Here is an 11,718-nt window from a genome sequence, read left to right on the forward strand (position 1 = left end):
GGGCTGCTGCGCAGCCCTATCGCGACACAAGGCCGCTCCTACAGGTGTATCCGTGCGCCCTGGGGTCAAACCCTGAACTGATTGATCAAGCGCCGCTGCTGCTCGGCCAGCTTGGTCAGCTCGGCGCTGGCCTGGCTCGACTCGTCGGCGCCGCCGGCCACTTCGCCGGCCACTTGGCCGATACTGATCACGTTGCGGTTGATGTCCTCGGCCACCGCGCTCTGCTGCTCGGCGGCGCTGGCGATCTGGGTGTTCATGTCGTTGATCACCGAAACCGCCTGGGTGATGCTCTCCAGCGACTGCGCCGCGCGGCTGGCCTGCTGCACGCTGACATCGGTCTTGCCCTGGCTGTCTTCCATCACCTTGACCACTTCGCGGGTGCCCTGCTGCAGCTGCTGGATCATCTGCTGGATTTCCTGCGTGGCCTGCTGGGTCTTCTGTGCCAGGTTGCGGACTTCGTCTGCGACCACGGCGAAGCCACGGCCCTGCTCGCCGGCGCGGGCAGCCTCGATGGCGGCGTTGAGCGCCAGCAGGTTGGTCTGCTCGGCAATCGCGCGGATCGCAACGAGGATGGCGTTGATGTTCTCGCTGTCGCGGGCCAGGTCCTGCACCACGGTCACGGCCCGGCCGATCTCGCCGGCCAGTGCGCTGATCGAGTGCGAGGTGTCACGTACGATCTCCAGCCCCTGGTTGGCCGCGCGGTCGGCCTCGCTGGCCGCCTGCGCCGCCTGGGTGGCGTTGCGCGCCACGTCCTGCGCGGTGGCGGTCATTTCCTGCACGGCGGTGGCCACCTGGTCGATCTCCACCATCTGCTTGTGCACGCCCTGGTTGGTGCGGATGGCGATGTCGGCGGTGTGCTCCGACGAATCGCTGACTTTCTGCACCGAGCTGACCACCTGGCTGATCATGGCCTGCAGCTTGACCAGGAAGGTGTTGAAGCCCTTGGCGATGGCGCCCAGTTCGTCGGCGCGGTCGCTTTGCAGGCGGCGGGTCAGGTCGCCTTCGCCCTGGGCGATGTCGTCGAGCATGGCCACCATCTGGCGCAGTGGGCGGGCGATGCCGTGGGCCAGCAGCCAGATCACCAGCAGACCCAGCGCGGCGATGCCCAGGCCGACCACGGTCATGCCGGCGATGTCGGTGCGACGTTGCTCGGCCAGGTCCTGCTGCAGCTGGTTGACGTCGGCCATCACCGTGCTCAACGGCAGTTCCAGCAGCAAGGTCCAGCGCGCATCTGTGCTGGCGACCTTGAACGGCAGGTACAGCTCGATGCGGTCCTTGCTGGCGTCCACTTCATAATGCAGCGCTTCGCCGCTCAAGCTGCTCAGGGTGGCCGCCTCTTCGCTGGCGAGCACCTCGCTGGCCTTTTCGCCGAACTTCGACGGGTCTCGGGTATAGGCCACCAGGCGGCCGTTGCTCGACACCAGTGCCAGTTCGCCGGCACCGTCGTAGAGCTGGCGGTCGGCGGCGTTGAGCAGATCCTGGATGAAGTTCACCGACAGGTCGGCGCCGGCCATGCCCTGGAACTGGCCATTGACCATGATCGGCTCGACGAACGAGGCGAGCATGACCATCTTGTCGCCGACTTTGTAGGGTGCCGGGTCGATCACGCAGGCCTTTTTCGACTCTTTCGGGCACAGGTAGTACTCGCTGGCGCGCACACCGGTGGCCAGCACGGTGCGGTCATTGACGTCGGCCAGTTGGTCCTGGCCGAGGCTGCCGTCGCCGTTGCGGAACCACCAGGGCAGGAAGCGGCCGTTGGCGCTGTCGATACCGACCAGCTTGCTGCCGACGTAGCGGGCGTCGTCATGGTCGAGGGCGTTGGGCTCCCAGCCCAGGTACGCGCCCAGTACCGTCGGGTTGACCTCGACGGTGCGCTTGAGCTGGTTGATCAAGTGTTCACGGTCAACCCGCATCAGCGGGCTGCCATCGGCGGCCTGCATGCCGAGCATGGCGTTGCTGGTGGCCAGGCTGCGGGCAATCGACAGGGGCGCCTCGAGGCCGCGCTGGATCTCGCTGACCTGGGTGCGGGCCAGGGCTGCCAGGCGCTGCTCGATCACGCTTTCGAACTGCTTCTGTGTGCGCTGTTCCACCAGCGCCTGGGTGCGTTGGCCGGAGTACACGGCATAAAGCACCAGTGCCGCGACAATGCTCAGCACGATGGCACCGGCCAGGGCGGCCACGGAAAACTGGATCGACTTGAACTTCATGAAAAGCTCCGCGCTCAAGGAGGTCGTATCCCTGGGTTATCGGCGGGCTAATACCAAAGCATGAGGGGCGCGTAAGAAATCTTCCCTGTGGCTCTGGTCGAGGCGAGCATCAGGGCCTAGGATACGCGGCACGTAAAAAGGGAGTGTTTTAATGCGTAAGTCATTCGTTGTCAGCATGTTGAGCGCCAGCGTCCTGCTGGGCGGCTGCCAGGCGGTCAATACCACCAGCGGTGGCGCCGTGGGCGTCGAGCGCAAGCAGTACATGTTCAGCATGCTCTCGACCGATGAGGTCAACCAGATGTATGCCCAGTCGTACCAGCAGACCCTCGGCGAAGCGTCGAGCAAGGGCGTGCTGGACAAGGGCAGTGCCGACGCCAAGCGCGTGCAGGCCATCGCCGATCGCCTCATCGCTCAGGCTCCAGTGTTCCGGCCGGATGCCGCGCAGTGGAAGTGGGAAGTCAATGTGATCAAGAGCGACGAGCTCAATGCCAACTGCGGCCCGGGCGGCAAGATCATCGTCTACACCGGGCTGATCGATCAGCTCAAGCTTACCGACGCCGAGATCGCCGCGGTCATGGGCCACGAAATTGCCCACGCCCTGCGTGAGCACGGCCGTGAAGCGATGTCCAAGGCCTATGGCGTGGAAATGGCCCGTCAGGGCGCGGGTGCCTTCCTCGGCCTTGGCCAGGACAGCATGGCGCTGGCCGACACCGTGGTGAACTATGCCATGACCCTGCCCAACAGCCGCAGCAACGAGAACGAGGCCGACCTGATTGGCCTGGAGCTGTCGGCCCGTGCCGGTTACGACCCGAACGCCGCGATCACCCTGTGGAACAAGATGAGCAAGGCCTCCGAAGGTGCGCCGCCTGAGTTCATGAGCACCCACCCGGCCTCCAGCAGCCGGATCGCCTCGCTGCAGGCAGCGATTCCGAAGGTGATGCCGCTGTATCAAGCGGCCAAGAAGTAAAAGCAGCTTCAAGCTTCAAGCTTCAAGCTTCAAGCGGCAAGTAAGGACGCATCTGCTCTTTCTTGCCGCTTGTAGCTTGCCGCTTACCGCTGCTTCATCCGATCCAGCCACTGGTCTTCATCGCCGAATACACCGCGACGATCGCCAGTACCACGAACGCCGCTGCCGCCAGGCGCCGGATCAGAGTCAGTGGCAGTTTCTCGGCCGCGAAGTTACCCGCCAGTACCACCGGCACGTTGGCAATCAGCATGCCCAGGGTGGTACCGATGATCACCATGATCAGGTGCGGATACTGCGCCGCCAGCATTACCGTGGCGACCTGGGTCTTGTCGCCGATCTCTGCCAGGAAGAACGCGATCAGGGTGGTCAGGAACGGCCCGAAACGGCGTGCGCTGCTGCTTTCGTCATCGTCCATCTTGTCCGGCACCAGGGTCCACAGCGCGGTGGCGGTAAAGCTTGCGGCAAGGATCCAGTGCAGCACCGATTCGGTGAAGAAGCTGCTCACCCAGGCACCCACGGCGCCAGCGGCGGCGTGGTTGGCCAGGGTCGCGGCGACAATGCCGGCAATGATCGGCCAGGGCTTGCGAAAACGCGCCGCGAGGATGAGCGCGAGCAGTTGCGTCTTGTCGCCGATTTCAGCGAGCGCAACGATGGCGGTGGGGACCAGCAGAGATTCCAGCATCAGGTTTCCTACGGGGGCGGGTCGACACGGCTATGACACGTACAGCCTCCCCGCCCCGGGTAAGGTGTGCGTGTCATAGGTCTTGTCAAACCCTGGATCCGTCTGTGCGGATCGTGGGTCGTACGCGCCATGGCCTGTGGGCCAAGTGTGTTGACGCGTACCGGGCGAGCAGGGCGCTCGCGGGAGACTACTCCCCTAGGACGGAGCGGATTCTGCCTACACCGCGCGCATTCGGCAAGCGCTGTTTTCAGCCACGGGTTGCCCGGTAGATGCGAAAGCCCTGGGCTTCGGCGCGAATTTCGCAGTTGCCGAGCGCGCCTTCGATCAAGGGTTGGTAGCGCAGGAAACTGTTGGCAACCAGGCGCATTTCTCCGCCTTTTCGAAGATGTTCGCCAGATTTTTTCAGCAGGTTCTCCGAGGCCTGATAATCGGTATGCACCCCCGTGTGGAAGGGCGGATTGCTCAGGATCAGGTCCAGGTCGACAGGGGCGGCATCGATGCCGTCACCGCTGATCACCTCGCCTTCAAGGTTGTTGGCCGCAAGGGTCAGGCGACTGGCGGCTACGGCGAATGCATCCACATCCAGCAGGGTGACCCGGCTGTGCGGGTAACGTCGTTTGATCGCTGCCCCCAGCACACCGGCGCCGCAGCCAAAGTCCAGCACATGGCCGCCTGGCAGGCCGTCGAGGTGCTCCAGCAACAGCGCCGTGCCTTTGTCCAGGCGGCCATGGCTGAACACGCCCGGCAGGCTGATGACCTGCAGCGGGCCATCGGCCAGCGGCAGCTCGAAACGTTCGGCCAAGCTATGCAGTGGCTTGGCCTCAGGGGCGTTGTCCACGGTCACCTGCCACAGCTGGCAGTGCCGCGCGCTGTCCAGCTTGCGCGGTTTGCCAAAAGCCTGCAGCAGCTTGGCCGCACCTTCGATGCCGCCGCGTTTTTCACCCACCAGGTAGAGCACGCGGCCGGCCAGGCGTGACGCCAGCGCGTTGAGCAGGTAGGCGGCCAGTTCGCGGGATTTGGGCAGGAACAGCACCGCGCTGTCGAAGGCCACCGCAGGCACCTCGACGCCATAGTGGCTGCGCCCGGCGAAGCGGCTCTCAAGCACCGCCTGATCACCCGCATGCCAGGTCCAGCCATGGGCCGCCGGCAACTGGCCAAGCAGGCCATCGGCCTGGGCGCCGGCGATCAACAGCGGGCCCTGGAACAGGTCCGCCTGGCGGAGCAACACTTCACTGCGCGGGTCCATGGACGACGCCTCCTGAAAAAAGTGGCGCAGTGTAGCAGAGGCTTCAGTCGATCAGCCGACCACTCGCCGCGGCTGGCCGGCGAAGTAGGCCAGGGCGTTTTCGGCGAGCTGGCCGACGATGCGCTGGCGCGACTCCACCGCGCCCCAGGCGCTGTGCGGGGTGATGATCAGGCGCGGGATGTCGCCAGCCAGCAGTGGGTTGCCATTGACCGGTGGCTCGACGCTCAGCACATCAGTGGCCGCACCGCCCAGATGGCCACTGCGCAGTGTGTCAGCCAGCGCCTGCTCGTCGATCAGCCCGCCACGGGCGGTATTGACCACCAGGGCGCCCGGTTTGAGCAGCGCCAGTTCGCGGGCGCCCAGCATGTGGCGGGTCTGTTCGTTGAGCGGGCAATGCAGGGTGAGGGCGTCGACCTGCGGCAGCAGCTCTTCCAGCGGCAGGCGATCTGCCCGAGGTGGGCGCCCGGGAATCTGCCCGGTCAGCACGCGCATGCCGAATGCCTCGGCCAGCCGCGCCACCGCGCCACCCAGTTCGCCATGGCCGAGCAGGCCGAGGGTCTTGCCCTCCAGCTCGACGATGGGGAAGTCCAGCAGGCAGAACTGGCTGGCCTTGGCCCACTGGCCGGCCGCCACGGCCTGGTTGTAATCGCACAGGCGCGTGGCCAGTGCCAGCAACAGGGCCAGGGTGTGCTGCGCCACCGACGGGGTGCCGTAGCCCTGGCAGTTGCACACGGTGATGCCCTGGGCGCGAGCGGCGGCCAGGTCGACGTTGTTGGTGCCGGTGGCGGCAACCAGGATCAGCTTGAGCTGCGGGTTGGCCGCGAGCGACTCGGCATCGAGCATGACCTTGTTGCTGATTACCGCGGTGGCGCCCTGCAGGCGTTCGGCAACCTGGGCCGGGCGGGTCGCGGCATGCAGTTGCAGGTCGTCGAACTGGGCGCGCAGGGGCGAAAGGTCGAGGTCGCCGAGGTCGAGGGAGTGGTGATCGAGAAACACGGCGCGACGTAGGCTGGGCATGTGGGGCTCCGGTCAGGGCAAAGGTGTTCGGCTATCCGTGGGCGCGGGCTTGCCTCGCGAAGGGGCCTCAGGATGCTGGGCGCAGTGTCAGTTCCGCAGGCGCCGCTCGTCAACGACGACGGCCCCACTCATACCTGTGCCAGCCAAATCATTCCTTCGGCTGATTTGACCGATGCGTCACCGTTCTACAGTAAGTGCCTGAATTGTCCGGCCCGCTTTCCAGAAAAGGGATACCCATGCTGCAGACGCGCATCATCAAGCCCGCCGAGGGCGCTTACCAATATCCACTGCTGATCAAGCGCCTGCTGATGTCGGGCGTGCGCTACGAGAAGACCCGTGAAATCGTCTATCGCGATCAGTTACGCCTCACCTACCCGCAACTGAGCGAGCGCATCGCGCGCCTGGCAAACGTACTGAGCGCCGCTGGCGTGAAGGCTGGCGATACCGTGGCGGTCATGGATTGGGACAGCCACCGCTATCTGGAATGCATGTTCGCCATCCCGATGATCGGTGCGGTGGTGCACACCATCAACGTGCGCCTGTCACCCGAGCAGATTCTCTACACCATGAACCACGCCGAAGACCGCTTCGTGTTGGTCAACAGCGATTTCGTCGGCCTCTACCAGGGCATCGCCGACCAGTTGACCACCGTGCAAGGCACCGTGCTGCTGACCGACGGGCCGGAGAAAAGCGCCGAGCTGCCTGGCCTTAAAGGCGAATACGAGCAACTGCTGGCGGCTGCCAGCCCGTCCTACGACTTCCCCGATTTCGACGAAAACTCGGTGGCCACCACGTTCTATACCACCGGCACCACCGGTAACCCCAAGGGCGTGTACTTCACCCACCGCCAACTGGTGCTGCACACCCTGGCCGAGGCCGCGGTGACCGGCAGCATCGACAGCGTGCGGCTGCTGGGCAGCAACGATGTGTACATGCCGATCACCCCGATGTTCCATGTGCACGCCTGGGGCATTCCCTATGCGGCCACCATGCTTGGCATGAAGCAGGTCTACCCCGGGCGCTATGAGCCGGACATGCTGGTCAAGCTGTGGCGCGAGGAAAAGGTCACCTTCTCCCACTGCGTGCCGACCATCCTGCAGATGCTGCTCAACTGTCCGTCCTCCCAGGGTGAAAACTTCGGCGGCTGGAAGATCATCATCGGCGGTAGCGCGCTCAATCGGGCGCTGTATGAGGCGGCCCTGGCCCGGGGCATCCAGCTCACGGCGGCGTATGGCATGTCGGAAACGTGCCCGCTGATCAGCGCCGCGCACCTGAACGATGAGTTGCAGGCCGGCAGCGAGGATGAGCGGGTCACCTACCGCATCAAGGCTGGGGTACCGGTGCCGCTGGTGGAGGCGGCGATCGTCGATGGCGACGGCAACTTCCTCCCAGCCGATGGGGAGTCGCAGGGCGAGCTGGTGCTGCGTGCGCCGTGGCTGACCATGGGTTACTTCAAGGAACCGGAAAAAAGCGAGGAACTGTGGCAGGGCGGCTGGCTGCATACCGGTGACGTCGCGACCCTCGACGGCATGGGTTACATCGATATCCGCGATCGCATCAAGGATGTGATCAAGACGGGGGGCGAGTGGATCTCGTCGCTCGACCTCGAGGACCTGGTCAGCCGGCATCCTGCGGTGCGCGAGGTGGCGGTGGTCGGGGTGGCCGACCCGCAATGGGGCGAGCGCCCGTTCGCGCTGCTGGTTGTGCGCGAGGGGCTGAGCATCGACGCGCGTTCCCTCAAGGAACACCTCAAGCCGTTCGTCGAGCAAGGGCACATCAACAAGTGGGCGATCCCCAGTCAGATCGCCATTGTTACTGAAATTCCCAAGACCAGTGTCGGCAAGCTCGACAAGAAGCGCATCCGCCTGGACATCACTCAGTGGCAGGCCAGCAACAGCACTTTCCTTTCCACGCTCTGACCCTGTGGCGGCTCGTGCCTTACAAGGTGCGGGCCGCATGCTAGAGCGGTCGAAGCCTTGCCAAACAGAAAATTTGGGCCATGCTTGAGCACTGCCAGCCCATGGGGCCGCTCCTTCAAGGCCGGCCGCAAGCAGGGCGCGCAAATCACACTTTAGAGGGATCAAGCACCTGTGACCGCTGGCTATAGTCGGGCCAGGGGATTTTTCAGGAATGGGGGAGGGTGCCGCGCATCATTGATGTGCGATACCACGGGCAGGAGCCGGCTTTTCCAGGCGCTCGAGCCGTTCTTGAAAGGACTCACTGCCATAACAATAAAGTACATGGAGTAGCGTCGATGACATCTGCAAACCCGTTCTGGCGCCGGGCAAAACTGCCTCTGGCAGTCAGCCTCGCTTCTACGCTCGCAAGTCCTGCTTTCGCTGTCAGCTTCAACATCGGGGAAATCGAAGGCCAGTTCGACTCGTCGCTCTCCGTGGGCGCCAGCTGGTCGACGGCCAATCCGAACAAGAACCTCATCGGCGCCAACAACGGCGGCAGAGGGTTGTCGCAGACCTCCGACGATGGTCACCTGAACTTCAAGAAGGGCGAGACCTTCTCGAAGATATTCAAGGGTATCCACGACCTCGAACTCAAGTACGGTGACACCGGCGTGTTCGTCCGTGGCAAGTACTGGTACGACTTTGAACTCAAGGACGAAAATCGCCAGTTCAAGGACATCAGCGACTCCAACCGCAAGGAAGGCGCCAAGTCCTCGGGTGCGGAGCTGCTCGATGCCTTCGTCTACCACAACTACAACATCGCCGACCTGCCGGGCACCGTGCGCCTGGGCAAGCAGGTGGTGAGCTGGGGTGAGAGCACCTTCATCGGTGGCGGTATCAACTCCATCAACCCCATCGACGTCTCGGCGTTTCGCCGCCCAGGCGCGGAGATCAAGGAAGGCCTGATCCCCGTCAACATGTTCTATGTGTCGCAGAGCCTGACCGACAACCTGACGGCAGAAGGCTTCTACCAGATCGAGTGGGACCAGACGGTCGTCGACAACTGCGGCACGTTCTTCTCTCAGCCTGACGTAATTGCCGATGGTTGCGACAACAACCTGGCCGTGCTGGCCAAGCAATCGGCAGTGGCGCGAGGCCTGGGCCCGCTCGCAGCACCCGCGTTGAATGCGCTGAAGTCGCAGGGGGTCAGCTGGGGGTCGCCCGACGAGGGTGTGATCGTGCGTCGCGGCGCCGATCGCGATGCCCGGGACAGTGGCCAGTTCGGCCTGGCTCTGCGCTACATGTACGAGCCTCTGAACACCGAGTTCGGTGGCTACTTCATGAACTACCACAGCCGGGCGCCGATTTTCAGTGGCCGCGGAGCTAATGCCAGCTTCTATAACCCTAACAACCTGGCTGCCGCGCTGATCCGTTCGGGGGTTCCGTTCGGGGCCGCCACCAACCCGGCCTTGCTCAGGCAGCTCATGCCGCTGTATGTCGCCGGCAACTCCAGCTACCACGTGGAATATCCGGAGGATATTCGCCTGTATGGCGTGAGTTTCTCCACGACCTTGCCAACTGGCACGGCGTGGAGCGGCGAAATCAGCTACCGGCCTAATGCGCCGGTGCAGTTGAACACCACCGACATCCTGTACTCCGGCCTGACGCCGCTAGACCCCAACGCCTCGGTGCTGAAGGGCACAGCGAACACTGATCAGCCTGGCTATCGCCGTAAGGAAATCACCCAACTGCAAACCACCTTCACTCACTTCTTCGACCAGGTCATGGGCGCCGAACGCCTGACCATGGTCGGCGAAGTGGGCTGGACCCATGTGGGTGGCCTGGAAAGCACCTCCAAGGCACGCTATGGCCGTGACCCGGTCTATGGGCCAGGCCCGCTACCCGGTGGCAGTTGCCAGCGGCTCAACGCCAGTACGCTGGCGGGCGTCGAGCAGAACAACCTGTCGCGCTACTGCGAAAACGATGGCTTTACCACCGCCGACTCCTGGGGTTATCGCGTGCGTGCCATCTGGGACTACAACAACGTCTTCGCCGGCGTGAACCTGCGCCCCAGCGTGGCCTGGTCCCACGACGTCGATGGCTACTCCCCGGGCCCTGGCGGCGCCTTCGAGGAAGGCCGCAAGGCGGTCAGCCTGGGCCTGGACGCCGAGTACCAGAACACCTACACCGCGAGCCTGTCGTACACCAACTTCTTCGACGGCAAGTACACCACCGTGGATGACCGCGACTTCGTCGCCCTCAGCTTCGGCGTGAACTTCTAAGCACATTGATCCAGGACGACAACAGAATGAAAACGACCACACGTCTGCTGCAAGCCGGTGTACTGGGCCTGTCCCTGTTGGCTACCAGCGTCATGGCTGCGGTTTCCGCCGACGAGGCGGCCAAGCTGGGCGCATCGCTGACCCCCATGGGGGCGGAAAAAGCCGGCAACGCCGATGGCTCGATCGGCCCCTGGGAACCGCTGTCGAAGAGCGCTGGCAGCGCCGACAGCAAGGGCTTCCTCTCCGACCCTTACGGCAGTGAAAAGCCACTGTTCACCATCACCGCGCAGAACGTCGACCAGTACAAGGCCAAGCTTTCGCCTGGCCAGCTGGCAATGTTCAAGCGCTACCCGGACTCTTACAAGATCCCGGTATACAAGACCCACCGCGGCTCCACGGTGCCAGACGACGTTTTTGCGGCGATCAAGCAAAACGCCACCAAGACCACCCTGGTGGCGGGCGGTAACGGCCTGGAGAACTTCCAGACCGCCGTACCTTTCCCGATCCCCAAGGATGGCCTTGAGGTGATCTGGAACCACATCACCCGCTACCGCGGCGGTAGCGTGACCCGCCTGGTCACTCAAGCCACCCCGCAGCAGAATGGCTCCTATAGCCTGGTGTACTTCCAGGACCAGTTCGTCTTTCGCGACAAGATGAAGGACTATGATCCCGCCAACCCGGGCAACATCCTGTTCTATTTCAAGCAGGAAGTGACTGCGCCAGCGCGCCTGGCCGGTACCGTACTGCTGGTTCACGAAACTCTCGACCAGGTCAAGGAACCGCGCAAGGCGTGGATCTACAACGCCGGCCAGCGTCGGGTACGCCAGGCACCGCAAGTGTCGTATGACGGTCCGGGCACTGCCGCCGACGGCCTGCGCACTTCCGACAACCTGGACATGTACAACGGTGCCCCGGACCGCTACGACTGGAAACTCGAAGGCAAGAAGGAGATGTACATCGCCGCCAACGCCTTCAAGCTCGATGACCCGAAACTCAAGTACGGCGACATCATCAAGGCCGGGCACATCAACCAGGACCTGTCGCGCTACGAGCTGCGCCGCGTCTGGCATGTGGTCGCCACGCTCAAGCCGGGCCAGCGCCATATCTATGCCAAACGTGACTTCTACATCGACGAGGATACCTGGCAAGCCGCAGTGATCGATCAGTACGACGGCCGCGGGCAACTGTGGCGTATCTCCGAGGCCCACGCCCAGCCGTACTACAACGTGCAGGTGCCGTGGTACACCCTGGAAGCCATCTACGACCTGCAGTCTGGCCGTTACCTGGCCCTGGGCATGAAAAACGAAGAGAAGAGTGCCTACAACTTCGGCTTCAGTGCCAGCAAGGCCGAGTTCCAGCCCGCTGCCTTGCGTCAGGCGGGGGTGCGATGAACTGACTGCTGCACACTTCTTGTGAACT

The 11,718-nt window shown here is 63.8% G+C and carries 8 protein-coding genes and 1 riboswitch; of the genes, 4 read left to right on the top strand and 4 right to left on the bottom strand.

The annotated features are described in order from the left end of the window. Window positions 1–65: 65 nt before the first annotated feature. Window positions 66–2,207 (bottom strand): methyl-accepting chemotaxis protein, encoded by a 2,142-nt coding sequence (locus ABE459_RS20605; RefSeq protein ID WP_346648127.1) that lies wholly within the window; start codon window positions 2,205–2,207, stop codon window positions 66–68. Between the two features lie 151 nt (window positions 2,208–2,358). On the opposite strand from ABE459_RS20605, the gene ABE459_RS20610 reads away from it, so the two are divergent. Then, a complete protein-coding gene (locus tag ABE459_RS20610; protein ID WP_323830620.1) occupies window positions 2,359–3,174 on the top strand; it encodes a M48 family metallopeptidase in 816 nt (271 codons plus the stop codon). Between the two features lie 94 nt (window positions 3,175–3,268). On the opposite strand, the gene ABE459_RS20615 is transcribed toward ABE459_RS20610, so the two are convergent. The 3 genes from ABE459_RS20615 to ABE459_RS20625 form a co-directional block, all read right to left on the bottom strand. Then, window positions 3,269–3,853: a TMEM165/GDT1 family protein gene (locus tag ABE459_RS20615; protein WP_178125815.1), complete on the bottom strand. Its 585-nt coding sequence runs from the start codon at window positions 3,851–3,853 to the stop codon at window positions 3,269–3,271. A gap of 91 nt (window positions 3,854–3,944) precedes the next feature. Further along, a riboswitch (yybP-ykoY riboswitch) is annotated at window positions 3,945–4,064 on the bottom strand. Between the two features lie 39 nt (window positions 4,065–4,103). Continuing rightward, the gene (locus ABE459_RS20620; RefSeq protein ID WP_258643177.1) at window positions 4,104–5,102 is read right to left on the bottom strand and encodes a class I SAM-dependent methyltransferase; all 999 of its coding nucleotides are present in this window, start codon (window positions 5,100–5,102) and stop codon (window positions 4,104–4,106) included. Window positions 5,103–5,153: 51 nt separating this feature from the next. Beyond that, window positions 5,154–6,119, bottom strand: coding sequence for a 2-hydroxyacid dehydrogenase (locus tag ABE459_RS20625; protein WP_125465512.1), 966 nt, complete (start codon window positions 6,117–6,119; stop codon window positions 5,154–5,156). Between the two features lie 236 nt (window positions 6,120–6,355). On the opposite strand from ABE459_RS20625, the gene ABE459_RS20630 reads away from it, so the two are divergent. From ABE459_RS20630 to ABE459_RS20640, 3 genes are all read left to right on the top strand, one after another. Continuing rightward, the gene (locus ABE459_RS20630) at window positions 6,356–8,038 is read left to right on the top strand and encodes a fatty acid--CoA ligase (RefSeq protein WP_323830619.1); all 1,683 of its coding nucleotides are present in this window, start codon (window positions 6,356–6,358) and stop codon (window positions 8,036–8,038) included. Between the two features lie 335 nt (window positions 8,039–8,373). After that, window positions 8,374–10,299 (top strand): DUF1302 domain-containing protein, encoded by a 1,926-nt coding sequence (locus tag ABE459_RS20635; RefSeq protein ID WP_323830618.1) that lies wholly within the window; start codon window positions 8,374–8,376, stop codon window positions 10,297–10,299. 26 nt (window positions 10,300–10,325) lie between these two features. After that, a complete protein-coding gene (locus ABE459_RS20640; protein ID WP_125465509.1) occupies window positions 10,326–11,690 on the top strand; it encodes a DUF1329 domain-containing protein in 1,365 nt (454 codons plus the stop codon). Window positions 11,691–11,718: the final 28 nt, after the last annotated feature.

Source organism: Pseudomonas sp. TWI923, from assembly GCF_039673365.1.
Lineage (GTDB): Bacteria > Pseudomonadota > Gammaproteobacteria > Pseudomonadales > Pseudomonadaceae > Aquipseudomonas > Aquipseudomonas sichuanensis.